This is a genomic window from Ktedonospora formicarum (assembly GCF_016587355.1).
Lineage (GTDB): Bacteria > Chloroflexota > Ktedonobacteria > Ktedonobacterales > Ktedonobacteraceae > Ktedonobacter > Ktedonobacter formicarum.
Genome location: NZ_BNJF01000003.1, coordinates 24,813 through 50,169, shown reverse-complemented (window position 1 = coordinate 50,169; position 25,357 = coordinate 24,813). Strand labels below are relative to the sequence as shown.

Below are 25,357 nucleotides of genomic sequence, written 5' to 3'. Positions count from 1 at the left end.
ATCCCCCCTTTGCTTGGTGGAACGAACAAGAGCATGTGGTGTGCAGACACAGCCGAGGCTCTATGCTATCAGATGGGGTCATTTGTTTGCAATAGAGCCAGTTAGGCCATAACTAGGATAATGCAGCCACTGAAGCAGTATACAAGAAGAAAGTCCTTTTTATCTCGACTTTGTGGTTGCAACATGATAGAGTACTCTCGATGGTACTTTATCGGCTTAAAGAGAAATCCTAACAAATCGAAACCATCGTTTGTGCAAAGATAGTTGCCTGCCGATATAGTTGCCCCAACGCGCCACCAGCGATCAAGCATCGGAAATACAGAGGGGCTAGGAAACACCATTGCCTCAGCCGTCTACTGGAACATATGTTCCTCGCTATCTTGGCTCTCACGATACTTCGCTTTGGCCAAACGCATGATCTCGCACCTGCTTTTCCAAAACTTGGAAGCAGTAGTGGCAGCTATATGTAGGAAGTGGGAAACGGCTCTTTGTCGCGAGATCTGCACTGCCATATGCTTTTAACATTCTGGAGGATCTAGGATAAACTCATAAATTGAAGCAATGGAAGGAAAGGCAGTGATAGATCTAAAGATAACAACTCAGAACCTTATTTACCTGGCATTCGAACACCCCACCCTGCTCTCGGGCATCTTTATGACACCACTTCTCGAAGCTCATGCTGGAGGCCCTCTTCAGATACATTTGCTATCTCAGCAAATTCGTCAGCTTGAAGTCGCCGTACCAGAACTCCTATTGAATCAGCAGGAGTCTATCCTTGAGCGTAAAGTCTTGCTTCAAGGGAGAGGGAACTCCATCCCGTATTTGTATGCTGAAGCACTGATTGTACCAAGCGCTCTTCCCGCTCCCGCCTACGCCAGGCTCCTTCAAGGGGAAGAACCAATAGGCCGAATTCTTCAGGAGCTTCGTCTGCCAACCTTTCGGGAGGTCATCGCATACGGGAAAGCATGCCTTGGGGATCTCGCAGATGGGAAGGTCGCAGAGCATTTTGAGATTGACCTCAGTGCGGAGGTTGCCTTTAGGACTTTACTTCTGTATGTTAATCAGCACTCACAAGGTGCAGCTATGCGTATCACGGAGGTAGTGCCTTGGATCTATGCGTATGATCGGCAAGATGCCGCTACAAGCCATGCGATTGGTGGCGCCGGATTGGATCATTAGTGTTTGTGAGGAGGATTATCGTGGGTCGGGAATCTCGAAAGCACGAACCAGAGGTGGATAGGTTATCGCACTCTAACGGTGCCACAACACGAACACAAGTTGGAATTGTTGGTGCAGGTCCAGCAGGACTTCTCATTGGCAACCTGCTTCTGCAAGCAGGTATTGACTGTATCATTGTGGAGCAACATACCCGTGACTATATTGAGCATAGGGCACGTGCTGGTTTGATCGAACACTGGGTTGTTGAATTTTTACAGCGCAAGGGATTTGCGGATCGACTTCTACGGGAGGGGAAGCCTCACTCTGGTTGTGAGTTTCGCTATCGAGGGCAACGCTTCCGCATTCCATATGCCTCGTTGTATGGAGGTCGCACCCATTACGTCTACCCCCAACAAGAATTAGTGAAAGATCTCATTGCTTCATTTCTCAATGCAGGTGGAGACCTCCGCTTCACAACCCCTGCGCTTGCTGTTACCGCATACGATACACCAACTCCAACAATACGTACATCCACTGGCAATATTGTCTGTACCTTCCTTGTTGGATGCGATGGCTTTCATGGCGTGACACGTGCGTCCCTCCCGACAACGGCATTCACAGCACACGAGAAGCAGCACGAATTTGGCTGGCTCGCTCTTCTTGCGGCGGCTCCCCCGAGCACTGAGGAGATTATTTACGCATTGCATGAACGTGGTTTTGCTGGTCACATGCTCCGCTCGTCAACAGTCAGTCGCTTCTACCTCCAGTGTCCCATCGGCGATAGTATCGAGAACTGGCCGGATGAGCGTATCTGGTACGAATTGGAGACGCGACTCGCTCTCCACGAGCCTTGGTCACTCACCCGAGGGCCTCTTATTGAGAAAGGTATCCTCGATATGCGTAGCTTCGTTTATGAGCCGATGCAATACAAGCAAGTTTATCTGGCTGGTGATGCTGCACACATTATTTCACCTGCAGGCGGCAAAGGGATGAATCTCGCGCTCGCTGATGCTGCCGTCTTCGTTGAGGGAGTGCGTGCATTTTATAAGCACGATGACGAAACTCTCCTTGCAGCGTATTCGGAGCGATGCTTAAAACGGGTCTGGCGAGCGCAGGAATTCTCACACTGGATGCTCCATGTCATTCACGCTCCCACGTCGGGTCACTCCGATGCCGATTTTATGCACCGACTCCAGCACGCACGACTGGAGCGCTTGCGTACATCTCCAGCTTCAGCAGCGAGTTTCGCCGAGGAGTACATTGGATGGGACATAGATCTTGGTGCATATACTGAATAAGTAGGTCTGAGTTGTCACCAAAACGGCTCAAGGATGGTATTGTCAACTTGGCAGTGCAGCTGAGCAATATGTTAGAATAGTTTCATGAAAAAAAACGCCGCTCCTCCCAACTACAAATGTTTCCGCTTCCCGCCTGAAATTGTAAGCCACGCGGTTTGGCTGTATGTTCGTTTTTCGCTCAGTTTTCGCGATATCGAAGAACTTCTGGCACGACGAGGAGTGGTCGTGAGTTATAAAACAGTGCGACAATGGTGTTTGCGCGTTCGGGCAAACATATGCCAATGAACTCCGCCGTCGCCATAGCGAGGACGACGATGGCGCAATGCATTGGCGTACATTTGCCCAAATTTGAGGCACTATTGCCGGACCGTCTCATAGGTCACGACAAATCCTCGTTGTGCTAAAAGCCCTTCCACATCGCGAAAACTGAGCGAGAAGCGAACATACAACCAGACAGCGTGACTGATAATTTCGGAGGGAAAACGGAAACATTTGTAGAGGAAAGCTGCTTCATTCATTTTCATGCGTCGATTGTATCATACCGTCCAGCTTTTTGGAGGCTTTCCGTTTAAGTTGACAGTACCCGTTGCTCGCAAGCTGCTGGTAGTTATCTGGCATGTGCTGACCGAGCAGGAAGCCGACAGCAATGCCCACATCGAAGCTGTAGCCCGCAAATTGATTATACTGGACCCAGAAATTTGGGTCCACCATGCAACTCGGCAATGGCTTCCATCAATTTCTCTCAGTCGTAGATCTACTCTTCTCTACGGTCATCAAAAGCAATTTCGATTGATTCAGGGAATGTAGGAGCAATCAAAGCCTCTGTATGCATTGCAAGAAGAGAACGACGCCAGCGGGGAGATCTCTGTCATATTAGTATCTGTTCGGTGATCGGCAAGGTAAAGATAAAGCAGCTCCCTTTACCAACATGGCTCCGTACCGAGACCTGTCCACCATGAGCGTGAACCAATTGCTCAACAATCGCCAAACCGAGTCCATTGCCTCCCGTTGCACGAGTACGGGAGGAGTCAGCACGATAGAAATGCCTGAAGATCAAGGGCAATTGCTCATTTGCAATTCCTATGCCAGTATCACTGACGGAGATCTGTACCTCTTGTTCCAACGCGTGCACACTGACGCTCACGTCTCCCTTCTCTGGTGTATATTTGATCGCATTACTCAACAAATTCCGTAAGATTTGCCCTACTCGGTGGGCATCTGCCTCTACAAGAGGGAGATCTTTTGGGAGTTCAGTAGAGAGTGTGAGTTGTTTGCGCTCCGCTTGGAGAGAGAGTGCTTGAACGGCCTGAAGGATGACATCTTCTAACGCAATCGGCTCCCGGTGCAGGTGTAACTGACCTGCCTCCGCTAAGGTTATATCTTGTAAATCGGTGGTCAGGCGATTGAGCAACATGGCTTCTTCATAAATGGACGAGATGACTTCTGGCTCAGGATCAACTACTCCATCTTGAAGCGCTTCAAGGTAGCCTTGAAGATTCGTTAAAGGGGTGCGCAGTTCATGGGCTACATCATTCAAAAGCTGGCGACGCTGGTATTCGCTACGTTCCAGGCTCTCTGCCATCGTATCAAATGCGTGCGCCAATTCTCCTATTTCGTCCCGCCCCCTGATCTGCACACGCTGGCTCAGATCTCCCTGCTCCAGGCGTCTGGCAGCATGGGTCAACGCTCGAACTGGCTTGAGAATGGTCCTTGAGAGGGTAAAGGCCAGAACAAAAGCCGCACCTCCCGTGATGAGCACGGCGAGTACGAGCGAGCGGTTCACCGAATCAAGAACCCTGGTTGCTGGCGGGGGTTGGAAACCATCTGCGAGAATACGGCCATCTGTTGAAAAGATACTCGTAGATGGGAGGGTATCGGGTGGAGTGGTCTTTCCCACTAGCGCTTTTCGGTTCTCCAGTGTCAGGAAGAGGGAAAGTGTGAGTGTTTGACCAGTCAGCCTGTGCGTAGAATCAGCGATGATACGCTGATGCTGGTCAATTACCACGATGCGTACCTTCGTCTGTGCCGCGCTCTGTTCAATCAATGCCTGAAGTTGCTGCGTATCTTGAGGCTGGTGATAGATCTCCTGAATGTGAGCTAGCAGTTGTTTATTCGCAGTCTGTTCATCCTCTAGATACTGAAAAATCCCGTGAATCTGCTGACTGGCAAAGATGGTAAGTGCTCCTAAAGTGACGATTATGATCAGGAAAAACATAAGGAGCAAACGCATATGCAGACTACGAATTCTCATTCTCTCGCTCTTTTCTTAATTTGTAGCCCACTCCATAGACGGTTTGCAGGTAGATTGGCTGATCAGGACTAGGTTCGATCTTTTTACGTAAATTCATCATGTGAACATCAATCGTCCGCTCAAACCCTTCGTAGTCAAGGCCAAAGACGCGAGTGACCAACTCGGCGCGACTAAAGGCGCGACCAGGCTCTCTCGCCAGTGTCTCCAAAAGCTTGAACTCTTTGGGGGTCAGATGAACGAGCACATGATGCAAAAAGGCTTCATGTGCCACAAAATCGACGACAAGGTCGCCCAGGTAGAGTGGGGGTTGATTCTCCTCTGCTTGCTTCTGGCGCGCACGCCGAAGCACCACGCGCACACGGGCCACGAGTTCACGCGGACTAAATGGCTTGGTCAGATAGTCGTCTGCTCCCAGATGCAATCCGAGCAATTTTTCATCTTCGGTCGAGCGAGCAGTGAGAAGGATAATTGGAATGTCACTCTCTGCGCGCACCAGACGGCAGACCTGCAGCCCATCAATGCCAGGTAGCATCCAGTCCAGGATCATCAGGTCTGGTGGTTTCTGTCTGGCAAGATCCAGTGCTGTTTGACCATCAAAAGCGGCGCTGACTCGATAGCGTTCCTTCTCAAGGTAAAGACGGATCAAGTCCACCGTTTTTTTGTCGTCATCGACGACTAGGATCTTCTGCTGCATGGTTTTCTATTCTTTGCTAAACAAGATGGCTGAACAAAGGAATCGTGGTTGCTCATTGCTCTCTGGAGTATACACTAAATCTGTAAATTTTTGATAAGAAGTGGTAACTGTTTCATGAGATCTTCATAGCCACCCCATTCACGGCAACGAGTTGACCGAAGCGCTTGGTGAGATTGCTGGCCGTGATGACAGCTTCTTCTTGTTGGGAACTGTTTTGTACCATACGAGCTAATCCTTTCCTGATCGTCTGCGCCAACTATAGCAGAAAAGATATAAAGATCTGATGAAGATCGATCAGAATTCTTATCATATTCCGCAGAGACCAGAAGGATTGAGATGCCAGGAGGCAGTGAGCGTTCGCTCGAATCAGGAAGGCGGGACTTCATCTAGGTGGCATTGTACATCAGTTCAGGGGGTGTGAAGTCAAAGATTCTGCCAGATAAGGCATTCTCAGGAAGGTCGAGGCATAGGCGTCAAGTTAAGCCCCAGTAAACCCCATCAAGAAGTTGATGGGAGGTACTGGGGCGCGTACTTCGAGCGGGGATGGAAGCGCTTCCCAACAACGCTTCACGGATACATGCAAGGGCTTGAGAAAGAGGGATATATCCACGAATGCCGAGAACCAAGAGCGAGAGTTGATCTCGAAAGAGATCAGCACAGAGCATCCAATTACGGTGAGGATCATCCCAACAACTCTCAAGGAGAACCCAATGTTCCACGAGCATAGCGATCAGCTTAGCATAGAACTCACAAAGAATATGGTCGGGAAGCTGGCTGCTCCATTCATCCACATGCCCATGACTCTTCCAGAGCTTGAAGAGCAATTCCACCTGCCAACGCGCCCGAAACAGCAGAAGTGCTTCTTCTGCTGAGAGGCGTTCCACAGGCGCATTGGTAACAATCAAGGTCCAGCGAGCAAGGGCAAGAGCATGTGAGGAGGGCACATGCCCTTGCTTGTTGGCCTTGTCCAGCAGATGCTCACGGCGTTTCTGAGCTACCTCATCAGAGACAGGTAAGGCAATAATCCGCGCATTGAGCCAGAGGGAGCGAATGGAGCCTAAACGGACCGAAAGATCAATGACTGTGTCGGTCAAAGCGGACAAGTGAGATGCCAAATCCAAGCGTTGCCCCTCGGGTGTACTCACGGCCAAATTGCCTCGTGGGCGAATGACAAAAACGACCCCTTGTTGGTCCATCTGACGCAACTGCTTGAGGGAGTAATAGGCAGCATCTGCCACCCACACACTGCCTTGCCCGCAAGGCAGTGTGTGGGTGCTCGTTCGGCTATCATGATCACGTCCCTGATGGAGTGCTGGCCCGTCCAACCTGCCACTGCGCAGATCCCAGCGCACGCCGAGTTTGACAGCCGATGGAGATGCATTCCCTCCGCTTCCTTTCCAGAGCCAGGCGAGAGCCGATGGCAATTCAATACAGGTAGTATCTTCGAGGAGAACTGCAGGGAAACGAGCTAGGAGCCCAACAGATAAAGAAGACGTTAGAAGGAGCGTGTGAACTGCTTGCTGTAACACGCTCAAGAGCCAATGCGCTGTGTTCTTTGTCAAGCGTTCAAAGATTGCTTGTTTACTCACTCTCACCCCCACCGAGTGCGCAAAGCGGGCCAGTTGACTGGGACCAGCTAATGGATGTTTCAGCCAGCCAAAGACGAGTAAAAGCAGCAAGGTGCTCGCAGAAAAGCAACGATGACGGACAATCAATCCTTGTTCTTGAGCCAAACGAGGCGCATCTTTATAGATCAAATCCTCTAAGGCCTGGCACAAGGGTGCTCTACTTTTCATAGAAAAGCTCCTGTTTCTGATAGCAGTTTGCCTACTTCTATCATGACACAGGAGCTTTTACCTGTCAGGTTGAGATCTCTTCTCTTAACTTGACGCCTATGGCATTCTCAGGAAGGTCGAGGCTCTTTTTTTATGTTCGCGTGTAGAGGCGAAACACAGAACGTTTTCCCCCACCTTGTTCGGCTTTTTCTTTTGAGAGCATTCCGAACTTTGGTAGCATCTTCATAAGATCTTCATAACCTTTCTGCTATAGTATCTCTCGGCAAGAGGAAATCCATTCGCACTTGCCAGTGAAGTGTGCGTGTCTTTTCTCACACCTGCTTACTTTCTCGGTAATGACAAGGAGAGAAAGTATTCATGTACGCAATGAAAGCACAGTCTATGGACTGGAAAGAGGAGATCTCACTTCTCTCCCCAGCCCTAACGGCACTATCATCAAGAAAGCAGAACTTTCATTCGTAGGTAATGCAAGCATGACGTCATGTCTTGTAGTCATGATATCGCGCTCTTGGTGTACGTCTGCGAAAAGACGTCACTGATTAGATTACAAGCTTTTGGGCCTTCGGGCCAATGCGAAAGGAGTTCATGAGGCATGTCATTTCTCTCACGGCTGAGCCTCGCCAATAGAAGCATTGTCGCCCTGGTGACTATTGCTATCCTCTTGCTGGGAGGCTTTCTTATCCCCTCGCTTAAGCAAGAGCTTTTTCCCTCGATGTCGTTTCCAACTCTCTCAGTAGTCGCGACCTACGCGGGCGCGTCCCCCGAAGTCGTTGAGCGTGATGTGACTGAACCCTTGGAACAAAGCATTGAGGGGATCAAAGGACTCCAACAGGTCACCTCGTACTCCAACCAGGGAGTGGCAATTGTTACCGTTTCCTTCGATTATGGTACGAACATCGATGACGCAATGCAGACGGTGACTCAGAGCGTCAACAAAGTCCAATCGAGCCTTCCATCAGGAGTTATGCCACAGGTCCAGTCCTTTAGTATCTCTGACCTGCCTGTGATGCAGATGGCCGTGACCTCCGACGAGGACCAGCAAGTGCTCGCTGACGCGCTTAAACATGACGTGGTTCCCGCACTCGAAAAGATTGACGGTGTTGGAAGTGTCAATGTGACGGGTGTACGGGACCAAATTGTTACCATCACGGTTGATGTGAAGAAGCTCCAGGCCAAGGGCATAACCTTTAGCCAGTTGCAGGGCGCACTTCAGGCCAATAACATCACTATTCCCGCTGGTTCGACGACCAACGACGGCAAGACCATGCCGATCAATACTGGAAATACCTTCGGCTCGCTTGATGATCTGAAGAATCTGGTCATTGGCGTCCAGACCAGCCAGACCTCGCAGTTTCCTACTGGCACTAATACCACTGGCACTACTCCCGGACAAACAGGCACCCAGCAGGCGGTTCCGTCAATTCCCGTCAAGCTGAAAGATGTCGCGACGGTGAAGGAAGATCTTTCGCCTTCGACCTCGCTGACTCGCACCAATGGACATCCGAGCCTGGGCATCTCGGTCGTCAAGGCGTCTGATGGCAATACCGTCTCAGTCTCTCAGGAGGTCAACAACCAGCTTTCAGACTTGGAAAAGAAGCTTGGGCATAACGCGAAGATCACGATTATTTCCGATCAGGCTCCTACGATCAGCCAGTCGGTGAATGATCTCATACGTGAAGGCGTGATTGGTGCTGTCTTCGCCATTATCGTCATTCTTATCTTTCTCTTCTCGCTGCGTTCGACCCTGGTAACGGCGGTCTCGATTCCACTCTCCATCGTTATCGCCTTGATTGGCTTATATATTGGCAATTATACGCTCAATATTCTGACGCTCGGCGGCCTGACCATTGCCGTCGGTCGCGTGGTTGATGACTCGATTGTGGTCCTTGAGAACATCCATCGTCACCTACAAAATGGTGAGGAGAAGAAGTCCGCGATCCTCGCCTCTGTGCGCGAGGTCGCAGGTGCGGTCACGGCTTCCACGCTCACCACCGTCTCGGTCTTCCTGCCTATCGCCTTCACCACGGGTCTGGTAGGAGAGCTCTTCCGTTCGTTCTCCGTAGCGGTGACGGTCGCGCTCCTGGCCTCACTCTTCGTCTCGCTGACCATTATTCCGGTTCTGGCCTACTGGTTCCTGAAGGCTCCCAAGAGCGCCCCCCAGCTTCAGAAGCAAGCACGCAGCCATTCCGGCGGCTGGCTGGAACGCGGCTATGTGGCGATTGTCAGCTGGGTCACTGGGCGCTGGTGGCAGCGCACCATTCTGATTGTTGCCGCTCTCGCACTTCTCGTGGTTTCGCTCTCCTTCTCTACGCGACTGCAAACGAATCTCTTTGGCTCATCGAATGAGGGATCGTATAGCGTCAGTTTGAAGCTGGCCCCCTCAACTAGCCTTGATGAGGCCAACAAGAACGCACAGAAGCTCGAACAGGCCATCGACGGACTCGACGGACTCAAGACCTATCAAGTAACGGTGGGTTCGAGTAGTGGCCTCTCCTCCTTCTCGGGAAGTGGTGGCTCCAATACAGTGAGCGTCACTATCACAACCGAAGATGACGTTGATCAGACCACATTTGAGAAAGCCCTGCGTGACCGCCTGGAGCGCAGCAAGAGCCTGGGTACACTGACTGTCTCTTCAGGCAATAGTGGTGTGTCATCATCCAATCTCGAAGTTGATATTCAGTCCTCTGATGATCAAACCTTGCGCGATGCAACCACAATGATACAGGATGAGCTAACTGGTATCTCTGGGCTCACCGATATTGTCAGCAGCCTGACCGACGCGGCACCGCAAATAGAGATCGATGTCGATTCGACCAAGGCGCTCCTCTATGGGATGACCCCCGCTCAGGTAGCGCAGAACGTCCGCCTGGTCTATTCAGGCTCAACCGTATCTCATATCACCCTCAATGGCACCCAACAGGATGTCAATCTCTATGTGGGTGATCCCGCATCAAGCATCGATGACATCAAGAACATGAGCATTCCCACAACAACGGGGACAGTCAAGATTAAGGATCTCGCGACAGTCAAGCAGGTAAATGGTCCGACGCAGATTACCCATATCGATGGTAATCGCACGGCGACGGTGACCGCAACGGTGACTGATAGCAACGTCGGCGCGATCAGCACGACGGTACAGGACCATCTGGATAAGCTGGACATTCCTTCGGGTGCAACGGTCTCGCTCGGCGGCGTGAGTTCGGACCTGAGTGGCACCTTCCGCGACCTTGGTATCGCAATACTCATTGCGATCACCCTGGTCTACTGCATTATGGTCGCGACCTTCCGCAGCCTCTTGCAACCGGTGATCTTGCTGATCTCGATTCCCTTTGCTGCAACAGGCTCGCTCATTCTCTTGCTGGCAACCAATACCCCACTCGGTGCCGCCGCAATTATCGGCTTCCTGATGCTGGTTGGTATCGTAGTGACCAATGCCATTGTGTTGCTTGATCTGGTGCACCAATATCGCCAACAGGGCTACTCGGCGCGTGACGCAGTGATTGAGGGTGGACGCCATCGCCTGCGCCCCATTCTGATGACGGCTATCGCGACCATCCTGGCACTGATGCCGATGGTCTTGGGCATTGGTGGTGAAGGCTCCGGTGGCTTTATCTCCAAGCCGCTTGCCATCGTGGTCATTGGTGGTCTGACGACCTCCACTCTTCTGACCTTGCTCGTTGTGCCTACTCTCTATGTCATTGTGGAAAGTTTGCTCGGTCATGCCGGCCCCACGAAGACGGATACACCCGCGATTGACGACAGGCCAATCTCCCCTGAGGTTGCCACTGTTCACTAAATCGCCATAGCCAAAGGGAGACGCCGCGCATGTCGTGGCGCCTCCCTTTTCTTTCGTTTTCAATGGGGAGGCTGAGGTTGTGTTGCAAAAAACTGAGGGGAACGCAAGGCGCAATCCCCCATTATCTTGTTGTGCTTAGATGGCCATCCCAAACAGTTCAGCGATGAATGCTGCTTGAGTGGGGCTGTCACCTTTCTGTATCCTCTGCACTTGCCGTTCTCCGAAATTTCCCCAAATATGGACAAGCCATACTCAACATTCGGTTCCTGCTTCAATGCAGACAGCAAGCCTTTCGCTTGTCTTCCATCTGCTCCACAGGCGTCACTTCCCGCAGAACTTGCGGTACGCCATTGTTCATTGTGCCAATGCCGCGAGATTGTTGGCGGCATTGGCATCTCGATCCTGGACGTTTCCACATTTCAGGCAGACAAAAACCCGATCCGAAAGGGTGAGCGCCTCATTGACCCAGCCACAACACGAACAGGTTTTTGAAGAAGGCTCCCAGCGCGAGGCCAGCAGCACCTGCACCCCTGCCTGTTCGGCTTTATAAAGGATCTGCCGCTTGAACTCGTACATGCCCACATCGGCGATGGCTCGGGCCAACCGGCGATTCTTGAGCATGCCTGCAATGTGTAAATCCTCTAAGACGATCACACGTGGTCGCTCTTGATCGGGCGCGGGTTCTCGCCACGATCTGGATGGTCGCTTGGTGCAAGGCATCTTTGCGTACGTTGGCGATCCGGGCATGCATTCGCGAGAGGTGTTGCTTGGCTTTCTGGCGATTATGTGATCCTTTGGCCTTGCGGCTATGACGTCGTGAAGCTCGCTTGAGTGCCGTGATCTTCTTGCGCAACGCCCTGGGGTTCTCGAAGGTGCGTCCATCCGAGAGGGTCGCCAACCGGTCGAGTAGCAGGGCGGTGTTGCCACCGACCCGCCCTCTAAGAACTGCTCGTGAAACTTTCGCGTCAAGCAGCTCAAGCCTTTCTAACGCCACTCGCGGGACGCGGTTTCTCCACGTGTAAACCCTGGCTGTGAATTTGTTGATGACAATTGGGATGAAGGAGCACTCGGTTTTCTGTTGTGTCTGGGCCACCTTTTGATCTCCATTCTATGTGATGGCTGTGCCATCCCGTGATCTTGGTGATTTTCTGATGGCAGATCGGGCAAAGCCCGTTTTGTTCTTTCCAGAGGTGAATAAGCCAACGTTTCCCTTTGAAGGTACCTACCATATGAACGTCTAGACGTTTTTCATAGTAGCTTTCCCATACTGGGTCGTACGGGTTTGCTTCTCCTTTGACTTTCACATGTCGTTTGATTGGCACGTGGGCCGTCTCAGCGAAATAGTATTCCCGTCCATCCACCTCTCCATAGAAGACCCAGTTGTTTCCTTCGATGGTCTTGAAGTATTTCTTCGTGATCCATTCGTTGGATTTCTTTGGATGTCTTCTTTTCATCCATTGTCGTAGTCTCTGATAGATTGCGTCATCTACGGAGCTGAAGATTTCTGCGCTTACGACATGTTGATGGTATTGCGCCCAACCACGAATGATGGGGTTAAGTAGCACTATCAGCTTACCGGCGGAGAGCGCGGTGTTCTTCTTGATTATCTCCCGGATCTTTTCTACGTGTGCTTGCACATTCTTGTTTGACGGCTTAATCAGTAACTTCTGCCGTTTTCCTGCTTTGTACTTGCGCACGTTCTGACCCAGGAAATCAAACCCGTCCTCGATATGGGTGATGGTTGTTTTCTCTCGTGAGAGTTGCAGTCCGCGCTCATCCATGAATTGTTCGACGAGTGGTTGTACTTCTTGTTCCAGGAGTTCTTTGGTTCTTCCGGTCACGATGAAGTCATCCGCGTATCTTGCAAAATTCACAAGCGACCCGTTTCCTGTTTTCACTTTGGGAAAATGTTCCATTAGCACTTTTTCCAGCCCGTCCAGCGTCATATTCGCTAGTACGGGTGAGCACACGCCTCCTACAATGTTGCAAACTTTGGGTACGAGCACCTGATAGGTTTGATGGAGGAGTCGGATCAATCCGAAAAATCACGTTCACCTGTTCCTCATGAATTTCGACGCGTTTCACCAGCGTGCGGATCATCTCCCGACGCGTGAGCCAATCTGCTTGAGACAGCCCTTCACTCACCTTCGTGGCAAAAGTTTCTAACCGCCCAATGATCAATTGCAGCTCTTGCTCAAGACTCTCCTGATCCTGAATCTGTCGAATATGCGCTTCGAGTTGTCTGACCCGTTCACGCATCCGTGTGATCCTGGGATCAAATTCGGCTTTGTCAATGGTGCCTTCGGCATAACTATCAATCAAGCGAGCAATCCCTTGTCGCAACCGCCCCAGGCTCGTTTGGAGCCCTTTCAATTCTGGAGCCATATCCGCTGTCTGGAGTTGCTGTCGATATTCGTGTTCCAATCGTGCAGGATCCTCAAGCAGTTGGCACACTTCTTGCCACACAGCTTCATCGACCAGGTCTGTGCGCAGTTGCTTGTTCCAGCACAGCCGCACGCCTCCGAAGCGATAGGCATCCGAACCAATACAACGGTAATAGGCATAGCTGCGCGGATGCCCTTTCCGCGCGCTTGGGCTAATTGGCTTGCCGTAATAAGCATATCCGCAACATCCACAGACAAGCAACCCCTGCAACAAGTAGCGAGCCCCGCGCTCTCCAATACGAGCACGTTGTCGATTTTCTTGCAGTTGCTCCTGAACGCTTTCAAAGAGTTCCTCACTCACCAGAGCCGGAACGGGAATACTCAACCACTGCTCACGCGGAACATCCTGGGTGCTCACAGCACGTTTGGGTTGCATGGGGCGTCCCCGTTGTGCGCGTAAGCGTGGTCGCAGTGGCTCAACGCTCGTTTTGCCAAAGGCGGCCATCCCTTTGTAGGCTGGATTTTTGAGCATATCCCAGACCGTCGCGCGATCCCAGACCGTTTTGCCGGTTCTCGTCTGCTCTTTGGCTGCGGTTAGCCGACGACAGACCTCACCAATGGAACAGCGATCGTGTCCGACCCAGGCGAAGACCTGACGGACGACACGCGCTTCTTCCAACAGGATATCGAACCGCGCTTCGCCGGCCCCCTCATGCTTGCCGATGTACCGATAGCCATAGGGCGCTCCACTCAAAACGCTGACCATGCCTGCCTGTGCCGCGTGCCGCTTGCCACGGCGACTGCGTTCCATGATTTTCGCTCGCTCGTATTCGGAAATCATGCCTTGCACCTGTAACAAAAGTTGATCTTCCGGTGTCTGCCCAACTTCTCGATTGAGAAAATTCACCTCGACCCCCGCGCGGAGAAACTCTTCAAGCAGGAGCACCTGATGGGCATAGTTGCGGGCGAAGCGATCGGGGCAGAGCACATAGAGCCGGTCAATCCCTCCAGCAGCGGCCACATCGCGGAGTTGCTCCAAGGCTGGGCGAATCAGCGTCGCGCCACTGTACCCATTGTCGATAAACTCATGTTCTCTGGGAAGCGACAAGCCTAGGGTACTGACATAAGCACGCAGTTCGCTCACCTGGCTGTCAATGGTCTTGGTCTCGCTTTGCTGCTCGGAGGACACACGAGCATAGATCGCCACTTGTAGATCGTTCATGAACGTTTCCTTTCTCCCACCTGCCCCTGGGTTTCAGATGAGATCGCCTCGATTCTCGCAGGCGTCAGCCGTCGTCGCCTCGCGCTGGGAAGGAGGAAGGCGTAGGCTGTATGCAGCACCTGGTGTTCTTCGCGGTTGGGTTCAAACAGGACCTGCACCTCCAACGTCATCGGTTGCTTGCGAGCGCGTTTGGTCATGATGAGCTCCTAGATCGCGCGTGCCCGTATCTTCAGCTTGATGCCCGTTGCAATCAAGGGGTGCGCCATGAAAGCCATCTCCATAGGCTGCGCACAGCTGAGCTCGCGGGATCGCTCTCTGATACACGAAACTCTGTTATTGACCCGGTTTGGATGACTCAATAAACTGAACATGGAGAGTCGTAGAAGAAGTGAGGAAACGATGGCAACGGGACAGACATATGACAAAAGCTTTAAGCAAGAAGCAGTGTGATTGGTTCAAATGAGCGGAAAATCACAGAAGCAGGTAACGGACGATTTGGGTGTAGCGATGAGCACGCTCAGCCGCTGGTGCTCAGAATTGGCTGCCAACGGAGAACGAGCCTTTGTCGGGAGTGGAAATCTCCAACCAGAAGCTGAAGAGTTGCGCCGCTTACGCCGAGAAAATGAGGTCTTGAGGCAGGAGCGTGACATCCTAAAAAGAGGCATGCTCCTGCGGAGCACCACCGCGGATGAACCAGGGTATACTTGGAAGGAAGGGTCCCAACGTACAGGACGAAGTTCACGCTTGATAAGCCTTGAGCTTGGCTAAAAAGATGTTCCTGGGTATCGAAATGCACCACCGTATGTCGCTCCTGTAGAGGAAGCACGAAGAGGAAAGTATCATCTGTGCAGATACCTCGTTGGCGATCTTTCGTCCACCAACGTCTCCGAGCTTCACCAAGGAGGGTGGTTGCCATGCATGTGCTTTACCAATGTTGTTGCGGTCTTGATGTTCACAAGCGCTTCGTGGTTGCGTGTCTGATCTGGTATACCGACGATGGCAAGCAGCACAAAGAGCTCCAACGCTTCTCCACGCTGACCCCTGATCTGCTCCGCCTCATTGATTGGCTCCAAGCTGCCCACTGCACCCATGTGGCCCTCGAGTCCACGGGGGTCTATTGGAAGCCAATTTTCAACCTGATGGAGGGGCTCTTCGAGATCGTGTTGGTCAATGCCCAGCACATGCGCGGCAGTTCCTGGTCGCAAAACCGACGCGAAAGATGCCCAATGGATTGCTGATTTGTTGCAGCATGGCCTGCTCAAAGCCTCCTTCATTCCCCCTCAGCCCCAGCGCGACTTGCGCGATCTGACCCGCTATCGCAGCAGCCTCAAGCAAGAGCGAACGCGCCATGTCAACCGTCTCCACACATTGCTGGAGGAAACCAACATCAAGCTAAGTTCCATCTTCGCGGACATGATGTGCAAAACGGGACGTGACATTCTGCATGCGCCTCTCCGCTGGGGAGACGAGACCCGAGGTGTTGGCCGATCTGGCGCTGCGACGTATCCCAAGCAAACGAGATGCTCTAGTTCCTGCCTTGCAAGGATGCATGCGAACCCACCATTGCTTCCTGTTGGGGGAACTGCTCTTGATGGTTGAGCACCTGGAGCGCAGCCTCGCACGGCTGGACCGTGAAATTGAAGAGCGTCTTGCGCCTCAGAAGGAAACGATGGAACGGCTTGACGCGATCACTGGAGTCAGTCAACGTGTGCTGGAAACACTCTTTGCTGAGATCGGATGGGATCTCTTAACCTTTCCAGATGCGGCTCATCTCGCCTCCTGGGTGGGCATCTGCCCAGGACAACACGAGAGTGGAGGCAAGAGGATGAGTGGGCGGACGCGCAAAGGGAATCGGCATGCCAAAACCATCCTGGTGCAGGCGGCTCACGCTGCCGGCAAGACCAAAACGTACCTGGGAGCACAGTATCGCAGGATGAGCAAGGGCCGAGGGGGCAAACATGCTGCGGTAGCGGTGGGACACAGTATTCTGCTGATCTACTATCAGATGCTCACAACGGGGCATCCTTATGACGAGAAAGGGGAAGACCACTTTACGAAACGCGATCAACAGGAGAAACAACAGCGATTGGTCAAGCAACTGGAGCGGCTTGGGTATCACGTCGATTTGACGCCGCACCACGTCGCCTAGCTTCTTCTCTTCCTCACCTCGCACCTGATGCGGGCACAGGGGGACTTTTTTTGCCTTGGACACAGCTGGTTCAGAGGAAAGCGGCCATGCCGCAAAGCGCCACCAATGATGATGAAAATCGGGTATACTCGCAGCAGAGGGAAGCGCAGAGAAGCCACCAAGCGCCGTGGAGCAACGAGCCCGTTAAAAAAAGCTGGCTGAGGGATGCCCAGAACCAATGATTGTCGCCACCTCGCTAGAATTCTTTGTGCCAACCGGCAAACAATTCGGAGAAAAGGCAGCACCACCCTTTCTATGAGCTCAGTTCTCCTTGCTTTTTGTCTCGCGCTGCGAGAATTTAGTCTACCTAAGTTTCGCCCAAAGTAACGACAACGTGTAACGGTTTCAACAAGCTCTGCAAAGGATGGAGAAATGAATGAGCTAGGCAAGCCTGTTGGTTCAACACAATCTCAGCAACAGCTCCGGAGACATCAAAGCAGAGCAAGCCACTCACGTGAAAGACATCACGACCATCCGCAGGGGGCCGTAGTGTTGGATCTTGTGGCAACTCAGCCATTGGCGTGCCCAGACCACCACGTTTTGGGCCAAAGAGCCAAGCAGCACCAGCATATGCTGAGCTTCAAAGCGCTTCTTGTTGCGTTTGGTGAGGCCCAGCCCTTGCTTGTCCCCTTTGAAAGCCGTTTCGATCCCTCCCCCTCGCTGATCATAGACGGTGACATACGCCAAGAGCACAGCCACCGAATCGTTGGCCTGTGCTGCTTGCCATCCCAGCATGGTGAGCACCTGCTGGATTTCCAACGAAAAAATCAGAATGCCATAGGCAAACGTCCCATCAATGCGGCGACAACGTACCGCAATGCGCTGTACGGGACGGATATACCCAGTCGCTGGCTCGCTCACCCAGCCAAAGGAGCGCTCCGACCAGGTGGGGTCCTGGACCCACTCGTTGACCGTCTTCCACAGACGCGCGATGCGCCGTCCTGAATATTCTTTCGCCATGATCTCGTATCCTCGCGCAAGCAGCCAATTCAGGTCATCCTCAGTTCCGGCTCCTGCATCCACGCGAATGATGGTCCGCCTGCGTTTGGCTTCGTCCAGTTGCAAGGTGGCTTCCGCAGCCTCCACCAACGGTTGCAACGCTTTGATCAACTGAACGTTGCCTGTAAAAAGTTGATCGACGACCACTTCTTCATAGCGAGTCGCCAACACGCGACCCAATTGCCGCCCCCGGCGGTGAGAGAGTCCGGCAAAGTACCCCTTCGTCGCAAAAGCCGCTTTGGGTCCACAGGGCATGCCAGTCAGATCCACATCCAGCAGTTGGGAACCGGCTTGAGAGTCGTGCCGAAATCCCTGGCTGTGGGAGCGATAGATCTCATCGAGCGCCTGATGCAGTTGGCTCACATTTTCAGATGTGCAGGCATCCAGCGTTTCTTGTACCACTGACTGCTCGGCACAGGCCGCTCGACCGAAGGCTTGTTGCAAGCCTGGGTCAGCTCGCAGTCGAGTATTGATTTCGATCAGTCCATGGGCTCCAGCCAACAGACGAATAAACGCATCTGTCAGCTTGTCGATGGGGGTATGCTTGACGGTTTTCTGTTTGATCTAGACCTGGGCGCGAATCGGACCAAAGAGATCAAGTTGACGCAACTTCACTCCTATGGCCGCCAGAGAAGCGGCTGGGCTAAAATGGTTCGTTGTGTCTATGATAGGCTTGTTCATAGTGGTGCTCCTTCTCATGTCAGCGAATTTGGTTTTTTTCATGAGCTCAGAGTCATCACTTTTCTTCTGGCTTTGGCAAGCTCGTCTTTACCGAGACAACCCTGCTGCTATTTTGGGCGAAAGCGTGATGTCGCTCTGCGACGTGAAAGCGGATGAAAATGGACTATACTGACCAGGGAGATGAGCGCGAGTGGTCGTACCTAAAGTGATACCCTCAGTTCGAGGCAAAAGCTGACCGGGGTGCGTCCAGCATGAATGACTGTTGCCATGAGCACGCGGAGGAATCTTGTCCGTTTTTTCGCACCCAGCGCCCATCATCCGTAACAGAGAGGCCAAGTTCATTCTGGGGAGGTTCGTTATGCAAGTGGTCTACGAGCACTGCGCCGCCATCGATGTACATCAGGAGACAGCTGTGACTACCATCTTGATGACCCAAGCGAATGGGCATGCGCAGAAAGAGACCCGTACCTTTACGACGATGACCAGTGACCTGCTCAGGCTCGATGATTGGCCGCAGGAGCGAGGTGTGACTGTCGTCGCGATGGAAAGTACGGGGGTGTTTTGGCATCCAATTTTCAACATTCTAGAAGAAGGACGAGAGATCATCCTGGTCAATGCTCAGCATATGAAAGCTGTACCAGGACGCAAGACAGACGTGAAGGATAGTGAATGGCTGGCAGATTTATTGCGGCATGGCTTGCTGCAAGCGAGCTTTATTCCGCCGAAGCCGATCCGGGAACTGCGCGAACTGACACGCTATCGTAAGATGCTGGTGCAGGAACGCAATCGAGAGGTCAACCGGTTGCAAAAAGTGTTGGAAGGAGCCAACATCAAACTGGCGATAGTGGCTACTGATGTGTTGGGCAAGAGTGGACGCGACATGCTTGAAGCAGTGGTGGACGGAGAGCAGGATGCCGAAGTGTTGGCTGCCCTGGCCCGTGGGCGGCTGCGTGCCAAGCTCGCCGACCTACGTCTTGCCTTGGAAGGGCGCGTGCAACCACATCATCGTTTTCTGCTCCAACGTATTCTCGCTCATATTGACTTTCTGGACCAATCCATCGCTCACATCGAACAGGAGATTGAGCAGCGCCTGCGCCCTTTTGAGGAGGCCGTGAAGTTGGTGCAAACCATTATGGGGTTGCAAGCCACAACGACTGCAGGGATTCTGGCGGAGATTGGCATTGATATGACGTGCTTTCCTTCCGACAAACACCTGGCGTCTTGGGCAGGGGTGTGCCCCGGCAACAAACAGAGTGCGGGCAAGCGTCTGAGCGGGAAGACGACGCAGGGCAATACGCACCTGCGTGCGCTCTTAGGAGAGGCTGCCTGGGCTGCTGCTCGCACCAAAGGCAGTTATCTGTCCGCGTTCTATCATCGCCTGGCCCGTCGTCGGGGAAAGAAAAAAGCCCTCGTCGCTCTGGAACACAAGCTCCTTATCATCATCCATCATGTCTTACGTACGAAGAAGCCCTACAATGATCTGGGAGCCGAGTACTTTGACCATTTAGAGAAAGGTCGCCTGGAGCGGCAGCATATCCATCGCCTGGAACAACTCGGCTATACGGTCACACTGACCCCAAAGGAGGCCGCTTAACCTTTACCATGTCATTCCATCAACCAATGGCTCTTCCCAAGGAGCAGTGGCGCTCTGCTTCTGCCTCCGCTGGTTCCCTATGCGTTTCTGCATCCTCAAAGAGGGGGAGGATTTTCGGAGGAACTTAGAAAGTGTCCGAAGAAGAAAGTTTAGTATCGAAAAGGAGCTAAGCGAGAAAGCATGAGCCGGATAGAGGCAAGCTGGATGAATGCCTCTGAACTGGTCGGTAAGCCTTCGTAATCGCGAGCGAGCCGACGAAAGCGCGTAAGACACGCGAAAGTGCGCTCAACGACCCATCGTTTGCGTTGTACCAGAAAAGCCCCCTTGGGCTTCTTCGCGGGCCTGTAAACTGGCTTGGCATTGACCCAAACCCATGTGCCCGAAGCCGCAGTGATTGGGCTTGGACGGGCAACAATTTCCGTCCTCCATCCCAAATGCATCCTGATCCAGTCGGTCAGAGGCCCTCGATAGCCACGATCAGCAAACAGGTGCCGCACTCGGGGAAAGCGACCCTGCTGGTTTTGCAGCAGCAAGGGAGCCCCCAGGCAATCGACGATCTGTGCTGAATGGACTTTCACCGCAAGCAGGTGACCTTGGGTATCAACCAGAATATGGCGTTTACGGCCGGTAATTTTTTTTTCCACCATCAAAGCCGCGTTCAGGCCCTCTGACGGGAGCGGTTTTGATGGACTGGCTATCAATGATAACCGCGCTGGGCTCAGGATCTCGTCCCATAGCGGCACGAGATCGTTTGCGCAGATGGGTCATGATGGGCTCCCAGACCCCTTGCTGGCTCCACATGCGAAAGTAGTGATGTGCCGTCTTGCCATGAGGCAGATCATGTGGCATTTGCCTCCATGAGCATCCTGTACGCAAGACATACAAGATCGCATTGACGAGTTCCCGTCGATCAATGGTTGGGATGGTGGCGTTGGCTGACACTTTGGGTATGAAGGGTTCTATCAGTTCCCATTGGGCATCCGTCACATCCGATGGATAGGCTTTTCGCTTGCTCGTCTCACACATCTCGTTCGTTCCTTTCGGCTCATCTATTTGGGGCATTGCTCCTTTCTTTTTTCTATCGGCTACTCTTTGGTCTTAGGACACTCTCTTAGGTAGTCTAAACGTCAATCTCTAAATAGGCCCAGAATCACTCTGCAACAGCTACACACAAGGCAATTCCTATGGAAACTGCACATATATGCCAATCCATCAAGGGTCAGATTCCGCAACTCATTCGCCAAGATAAATGGAAAACGTGCCAAGAAATGCCTGAAAAAGCTCGCATTTCTCACTCATCCCAGGTATACTTGCTACAAGGAGATACCCGCTTTCAGTACGACTCAGGGAAAGATGGTCATGAGAATGGCACCCGAAGCATTCCATACTCGGAGCCAGCACCTTCGGCTGAACGCTGAAACCGAAATGCTCATTGCCTCCATTCGCTCGTTGCCCCCGATTTGCCGGGTGAGTAGACGTATCAGGAACATCACCAGCCGCTATCCGAGTCCCAAGAGGGCATGCCCATCCAGTTTGAAAGCGATCACGCCGAGCTTTGGGCAATTTACCAGATGAAACGAGACGAGGATGTCTTGGAGTATTACGGCCAGTCTTCTCGCATCTTGCTCAGTTGCAACGCCAAATCTGGCCGCAGAACTACCCAATGGCACACTCTGGGCTTCTTTGTATTATGCCGCGAGTCAGCCGGCTGGAAAGAATGGAAGTCAGCCCGCTCGCTTGACTGTCTTATGGAAAATCAGCCTGCTCGCTATCAACTTGCCGGGACTGGACAATGGCACTGTCCTCCAGGGGAAACCTATGCAGAGCACCTCGGTTTGACCTATCGGTTGCGTTCTTCCGCCGAGTTCCATCCCCTTGCGATTCAAAATCTGGAGTTTTTACAAGACTTCTGGGAGCCTGATGTTCCTCCCCAGTTGGAGCAAGAAGCGTTGGTTTTGACGTATATCCAGGCCTACTCTGGTACTCCCCTGAGCGAATTTCTGGCTCTGTACCCTGGCCTCGCCGTGACGTTATCTGGATGCTGCTTTCCACCTGCCGAGTGTTCGCCGACTTTTCCGCAACCTTGTTGATGCGTCACGAGTACGTGACACTCTATGCGGAAGAAGAGCAGATCCCGGGTGCTCATCAGAGAGAGCTTGCCCATCTTTCGACTCCCTTTGCCTTTGTGGATGGGTAATGATTGACCTGTACGGCTGATGCCTTTCTTCAGATGCAGGGGCATTCGGAACGGGAATGGGGGCTGATCCTGGATGAGGAGTGCAAACAGCAACGAGCCCATCACCGCAAGTAAGTGAGCATGGACTGTTCGCTGCTCATAGCGTTTGCAAGAGTTGCTGATCGAGGAGGCGATGCTCTCCTACTGAATGAGCAAGAGACATGCAGGAAAATAGACCCCCAGAAGCGCGTTCTGGAAAGTTGAAGAGAAGGGAGACTGATCCTTTGCTTAGTCCAGACTTGCTGGTAACGAAGTTCACCATTCCACCTATTCGTTCGATGCGACTTCCTCGCGAGCATCTGTTGAGGGCTCTTGAGCAGAGCCGCACCAATCCCTTGACGCTGCTCTCGGCCTCGGCTGGTTTTGGCAAAACGACGCTGCTCTCGGCCTGGGCCAGACAAACTATGAGTCAGGTCGCATGGGTGACACTGGATGAGCAGGACAATGACCCAACACACTTCTGGGCCTATGTGATTGCCGCGCTCAGGAAAGCTGGCTCTCCGGTTGGAGAAGCGACGCTCGCTATGCTGCACTCACCACAACCCTCGACGCTTCCAGGTGCGTTGACTGCACTCATCAACGAACTGGCATCACGTGCACAAGAGGTCGCCCTCATTCTGGATGATTACCATCTGATACGCGAGCCAGCGATTCATGAATCCCTGCGGTTCGTACTTGATCATCTTCCTGCCTGCATGCACGTACTTCTTGCCAGTCGAGTCGATCCTCCTCTGGCGCTTGCTCGCCTGCGTGCGCGTGGGCAGGTAGTCGAGATCCGCGAAATGGATCTGCGCTTGCGTGGCGACGAAGCCGCCGGGTTTCTCACTCAGGTAATGGACCTCCCGCTCTCAATGGAAGCGATTCGCCGTCTGGAGCAGCGCACGGAAGGGTGGATTGCGGGACTTCAACTAGCAGCTCTCTCATTACGTAGACACCATGATGCCTCAGCCTTTGTCCAGACCTTTACCGGCAATCATCGCCTGATCTTGGATTATGTGCAAGAGGAGATTCTTGACCCCTTGCCTGAGGCGCAGCAACGTTTTTTGCTCCACACGTCTGTGCTGGAGCGGATGAATGCTGAGGTCTGCCAGCGGCTTTCTGGTGAGTCAACCAGTCAACAGATTCTGGAGGCGCTGGAGCGCGCCAACCTCTTCCTCATTCCATTCGACGAGGAGCGGCGCTGGTATCGCTGGCACACGCTCTTCCGCGAGGTGCTGCTGGCTCGCTTACAGGCTACCCAGCCTGATCTGGTGCCCCGCCTGCACCGGGAGGCTGCGCTCTGGTATCAACAGCAGGGATGGCTGTACGAGGCGATCTCCCATGCGAGGGCCTCACAGGACTTCTGGTTTATGGCTGAATTGCTGGAGGGCTGTGTCGAGCGTTTGCATCTGCAAGGGGAGCTCAAAACGCTGCTGAACTGGATCAAGCTCCTCCCTCAAGAGGTCTTGAGCGCGCATCCGCACCTGGCCACCAGCTACATCTTAGCGTTCAATATGCTGTCCCCTTTCTCTGATGGAGAGGAAAATGAGTATCTGACCCTGCTCTGGGTAGGTGTGGAGCAGACGTTGCGGAGTGAAGATCAAGCCACTCTTTCCCAAACCGAGCGCGACCGACTGCACCATCGGATGATGATTCTCCAGGCATGGAAACTGGGGAAAAAAGCGCTCTCTGATGACAATGTGGAGCAACTGAACAGCCTCGTGGAGTCGCTGCAACACCTGTCTTTGGATGACGATACCGTGTGGAAGCAGCAACTTGGGGGAAGTGTTGCTATGGCACTGCGTCTGGCGGGGAATTTTCCTCCGATGGTCGCAACCTTGCAGGAGATGAGGAAGATGACCAGGGGAACACAGGATCGTTATCAGGAGGTGCAAACTCTCTGGGGGCTAATTGGTGCCATGATCGCCCTGGGACAGCTATCACAAGCCCAGACTCGCTGCCAGGAATTCCAGCAGTTAGTGAACCATCTGGGAGCGCCTCTCCCAGCAGCAGCGTATCCTCATTTCTTCCAGGCTCAGCTTGCCTATGCATGGAATCAACTGGAGATCGCGAAAAGCGAAGCCTTGATCGCGATTGAGAAAACGACTCCTCTGCACTATCTGGACATTCTCATGGGAAGCTATGAAGTGCTTGGACGGTGCTGTATAGCTCAGGGAAATCTGGTCGAAGCAGAACACGCCATACATGAGATGGAGCAAGTGAACAAACGCGCCAGACTTCCACTGTTTCTTCCCGGGTTCGAAAGTCTCCGGGCCCAGCTCTGGCTGGCCCAGGGTGATTTGGTACGGGCAGTAGAATGGGCCAAACACATCCCCTACCGAGAGGTGGCCCTCCACTATAACCACGAAAGTGCCTATCTCACACTGGTGCGCATCTATCTCGCTACGCAGCAGTATCCACAAGCATTGCAGTGGCTTGCTGCGCTGCTGGGCAGCGCAGAGCGGGTGGGAAGAGGAGGAAGTGTCATTTCCATTCTAGCGTTGCAGGTAGCTGCTCTGCAAGCTTCAGGTGCCACACAAGAGGCGCGTTCTATTCTCTCTCGTTTGCTCATCGAAGCCGAGCCCGAGGATTATCGGCGCATCTTTCTCGATGTGGGAGAGCCGATGAAGGAGGCCCTCCTGGTTTTTCTTGAGACTTCGTGCATGCAGCAGCGTGGTGTTTCTCCTCCCCTTATTGCTTATGCTCAGACATTGCTCGATGGGTTCGCATGCGAGCAGCACCAGAATGCTGGGGAGAAGGTCATCCTCTTTGGCACCCTATCGTCCTCCCTACCCGAGCCCCTAACGCCACGTGAACAGGAGGTCCTATGCCTCCTGGCTTCGGGGGCCTCTAACCAGGAGATTGCTAATCGACTGGTGGTCTCGCTCAGAACAGTCAAGAAACATGTCGGCAACCTCCTGCTGAAGCTCTCTGCTCAGAATCGAACTCATGCCGTAGCACGGGCACGGGAGTTATCTTTGCTCTAACACGGGTGTCCTCTCAACCGCGGCTTCCTGCTCTCACGTAGATCCTCAGGCCAGGTGTCCAAAAGGACACCTGGATCCTTCCTGACACACTCCG

The 25,357-nt window shown here is 52.9% G+C and carries 17 protein-coding genes and 4 pseudogenes; 10 read left to right on the top strand and 11 right to left on the bottom strand.

Annotated elements, in window-relative coordinates; translation table 11 throughout:
• Positions 1-576 precede the first annotated feature (576 nt).
• The 3 genes and pseudogenes from K3T82_RS26480 to K3T82_RS47920 form a co-directional block, all read left to right on the top strand.
• Positions 577-1,179, top strand: a complete 603-nt coding sequence (locus K3T82_RS26480; RefSeq protein WP_220196575.1) for a chorismate--pyruvate lyase family protein — start codon at positions 577-579, stop codon at positions 1,177-1,179.
• A gap of 20 nt (positions 1,180-1,199) precedes the next feature.
• On the top strand, positions 1,200-2,456 hold the full coding sequence (locus K3T82_RS26475; RefSeq protein ID WP_220196574.1) for a 4-hydroxybenzoate 3-monooxygenase: 1,257 nt from the start codon (positions 1,200-1,202) through the stop codon (positions 2,454-2,456).
• An 84-nt stretch (positions 2,457-2,540) separates the two neighbouring features.
• A pseudogene (locus tag K3T82_RS47920) lies at positions 2,541-2,772 on the top strand (IS6 family transposase); the annotation flags it as partial.
• On the opposite strand, the pseudogene K3T82_RS50090 reads toward K3T82_RS47920, so the two are convergent.
• A pseudogene (locus tag K3T82_RS50090) lies at positions 2,729-2,980 on the bottom strand (IS6 family transposase); the annotation flags it as partial. The pseudogenes K3T82_RS47920 and K3T82_RS50090 sit on opposite strands and share 44 nt — an antisense overlap.
• On the opposite strand from K3T82_RS50090, the gene K3T82_RS47915 reads away from it, so the two are divergent.
• The gene (locus tag K3T82_RS47915; RefSeq protein WP_236031585.1) at positions 2,979-3,263 is read left to right on the top strand and encodes a hypothetical protein; all 285 of its coding nucleotides are present in this window, start codon (positions 2,979-2,981) and stop codon (positions 3,261-3,263) included. The pseudogene K3T82_RS50090 and the gene K3T82_RS47915 overlap by 2 nt on opposite strands.
• Positions 3,264-3,324: 61 nt before the next feature.
• Here the strand turns inward: K3T82_RS47915 and K3T82_RS26455 are convergent, their stop codons facing one another.
• The 3 genes from K3T82_RS26455 to K3T82_RS26445 form a co-directional block, all read right to left on the bottom strand.
• Positions 3,325-4,707, bottom strand: coding sequence for a sensor histidine kinase (locus K3T82_RS26455; protein ID WP_220196573.1), 1,383 nt, complete (start codon positions 4,705-4,707; stop codon positions 3,325-3,327).
• Positions 4,694-5,401 (bottom strand): response regulator transcription factor, encoded by a 708-nt coding sequence (locus K3T82_RS26450; protein WP_220196572.1) that lies wholly within the window; start codon positions 5,399-5,401, stop codon positions 4,694-4,696. Before K3T82_RS26450 ends, K3T82_RS26455 begins: the two co-directional genes overlap by 14 nt.
• Before the next feature lie 473 nt (positions 5,402-5,874).
• Positions 5,875-7,197: an IS4 family transposase gene (locus tag K3T82_RS26445; protein ID WP_220196571.1), complete on the bottom strand. Its 1,323-nt coding sequence runs from the start codon at positions 7,195-7,197 to the stop codon at positions 5,875-5,877.
• 592 nt (positions 7,198-7,789) lie between these two features.
• Between K3T82_RS26445 and K3T82_RS26440 the strand changes: the two genes are divergently transcribed.
• Entirely contained in the window at positions 7,790-10,993 is a 3,204-nt protein-coding gene (locus K3T82_RS26440) for an efflux RND transporter permease subunit (RefSeq protein WP_220196570.1), read from the top strand.
• Between the two features lie 354 nt (positions 10,994-11,347).
• On the opposite strand, the gene K3T82_RS47910 is transcribed toward K3T82_RS26440, so the two are convergent.
• From K3T82_RS47910 to K3T82_RS26415, 5 genes and pseudogenes are all read right to left on the bottom strand, one after another.
• On the bottom strand, positions 11,348-11,713 hold the full coding sequence (locus K3T82_RS47910) for an RNA-guided endonuclease InsQ/TnpB family protein (protein ID WP_236031584.1): 366 nt from the start codon (positions 11,711-11,713) through the stop codon (positions 11,348-11,350).
• A gap of 22 nt (positions 11,714-11,735) precedes the next feature.
• Positions 11,736-11,987 (bottom strand): annotated as a pseudogene (locus K3T82_RS50085) (transposase); the annotation flags it as partial.
• On the bottom strand, positions 11,968-12,939 hold the full coding sequence (locus K3T82_RS26425) for a group II intron maturase-specific domain-containing protein (protein WP_220196567.1): 972 nt from the start codon (positions 12,937-12,939) through the stop codon (positions 11,968-11,970). The gene K3T82_RS26425 and the pseudogene K3T82_RS50085, both read right to left, overlap by 20 nt.
• Positions 12,842-14,599, bottom strand: a complete 1,758-nt coding sequence (locus K3T82_RS26420; RefSeq protein WP_220196566.1) for a recombinase family protein — start codon at positions 14,597-14,599, stop codon at positions 12,842-12,844. Before K3T82_RS26420 ends, K3T82_RS26425 begins: the two co-directional genes overlap by 98 nt.
• Complete coding sequence (locus K3T82_RS26415) at positions 14,596-14,796, bottom strand: hypothetical protein (RefSeq protein ID WP_220196565.1); 201 nt, start codon at positions 14,794-14,796, stop codon at positions 14,596-14,598. The genes K3T82_RS26420 and K3T82_RS26415 overlap by 4 nt, the downstream gene beginning before the upstream one ends.
• Before the next feature lie 262 nt (positions 14,797-15,058).
• Between K3T82_RS26415 and K3T82_RS26410 the strand changes: the two genes are divergently transcribed.
• Positions 15,059-15,367 carry a hypothetical protein gene (locus tag K3T82_RS26410; protein WP_220196564.1) on the top strand — a complete coding sequence of 103 codons (309 nt, stop codon included), beginning with the start codon at positions 15,059-15,061 and terminating at the stop codon, positions 15,365-15,367.
• Positions 15,368-15,513: 146 nt separating this feature from the next.
• Positions 15,514-16,748: pseudogene (locus K3T82_RS50895) on the top strand (IS110 family RNA-guided transposase).
• Positions 16,749-17,237: 489 nt separating this feature from the next.
• Here the strand turns inward: K3T82_RS50895 and K3T82_RS26390 are convergent.
• Positions 17,238-18,287 (bottom strand): transposase, encoded by a 1,050-nt coding sequence (locus tag K3T82_RS26390; RefSeq protein ID WP_236031583.1) that lies wholly within the window; start codon positions 18,285-18,287, stop codon positions 17,238-17,240.
• 538 nt (positions 18,288-18,825) lie between these two features.
• Here K3T82_RS26390 and K3T82_RS26385 point away from each other — a divergent pair.
• Complete coding sequence (locus tag K3T82_RS26385) at positions 18,826-20,061, top strand: IS110 family RNA-guided transposase (protein ID WP_220196560.1); 1,236 nt, start codon at positions 18,826-18,828, stop codon at positions 20,059-20,061.
• Between the two features lie 149 nt (positions 20,062-20,210).
• Here K3T82_RS26385 and K3T82_RS26380 read toward each other — a convergent pair.
• A protein-coding gene (locus K3T82_RS26380) for an IS5 family transposase (RefSeq protein WP_236031655.1) occupies positions 20,211-21,087 on the bottom strand; the annotation gives its coding sequence in 2 pieces (ribosomal slippage) (positions 20,211-20,699 and positions 20,701-21,087; 876 coding nt in all).
• Between the two features lie 494 nt (positions 21,088-21,581).
• Here K3T82_RS26380 and K3T82_RS26375 point away from each other — a divergent pair.
• Positions 21,582-22,151 (top strand): hypothetical protein, encoded by a 570-nt coding sequence (locus K3T82_RS26375; RefSeq protein WP_220196559.1) that lies wholly within the window; start codon positions 21,582-21,584, stop codon positions 22,149-22,151.
• 370 nt (positions 22,152-22,521) lie between these two features.
• Positions 22,522-25,263: a winged helix-turn-helix domain-containing protein gene (locus K3T82_RS26370; RefSeq protein WP_220196558.1), complete on the top strand. Its 2,742-nt coding sequence runs from the start codon at positions 22,522-22,524 to the stop codon at positions 25,261-25,263.
• Positions 25,264-25,357 lie beyond the last annotated feature (94 nt).

Bases quoted from the DNA above. Each gene is read 5' to 3' on its own strand.
- K3T82_RS47915 (WP_236031585.1), top strand. From the start codon at position 2,979: ATGCGTCGATTGTATCATACCGTCCAGCTTTTTGGAGGCTTTCCGTTT.
- K3T82_RS26455 (WP_220196573.1), bottom strand. From the start codon at position 4,707: ATGAGAATTCGTAGTCTGCATATGCGTTTGCTCCTTATGTTTTTCCTG.
- K3T82_RS26450 (WP_220196572.1), bottom strand. From the start codon at position 5,401: ATGCAGCAGAAGATCCTAGTCGTCGATGACGACAAAAAAACGGTGGAC.
- K3T82_RS26445 (WP_220196571.1), bottom strand. From the start codon at position 7,197: ATGAAAAGTAGAGCACCCTTGTGCCAGGCCTTAGAGGATTTGATCTAT.
- K3T82_RS26440 (WP_220196570.1), top strand. From the start codon at position 7,790: ATGTCATTTCTCTCACGGCTGAGCCTCGCCAATAGAAGCATTGTCGCC.
- K3T82_RS47910 (WP_236031584.1), bottom strand. From the start codon at position 11,713: ATGCCTTGCACCAAGCGACCATCCAGATCGTGGCGAGAACCCGCGCCC.
- K3T82_RS26425 (WP_220196567.1), bottom strand. From the start codon at position 12,939: ATGACGCTGGACGGGCTGGAAAAAGTGCTAATGGAACATTTTCCCAAA.
- K3T82_RS26420 (WP_220196566.1), bottom strand. From the start codon at position 14,599: ATGAACGATCTACAAGTGGCGATCTATGCTCGTGTGTCCTCCGAGCAG.
- K3T82_RS26415 (WP_220196565.1), bottom strand. From the start codon at position 14,796: ATGACCAAACGCGCTCGCAAGCAACCGATGACGTTGGAGGTGCAGGTC.
- K3T82_RS26410 (WP_220196564.1), top strand. From the start codon at position 15,059: ATGAGCGGAAAATCACAGAAGCAGGTAACGGACGATTTGGGTGTAGCG.
- K3T82_RS26385 (WP_220196560.1), top strand. From the start codon at position 18,826: ATGCAAGTGGTCTACGAGCACTGCGCCGCCATCGATGTACATCAGGAG.
- K3T82_RS26375 (WP_220196559.1), top strand. From the start codon at position 21,582: ATGCCCATCCAGTTTGAAAGCGATCACGCCGAGCTTTGGGCAATTTAC.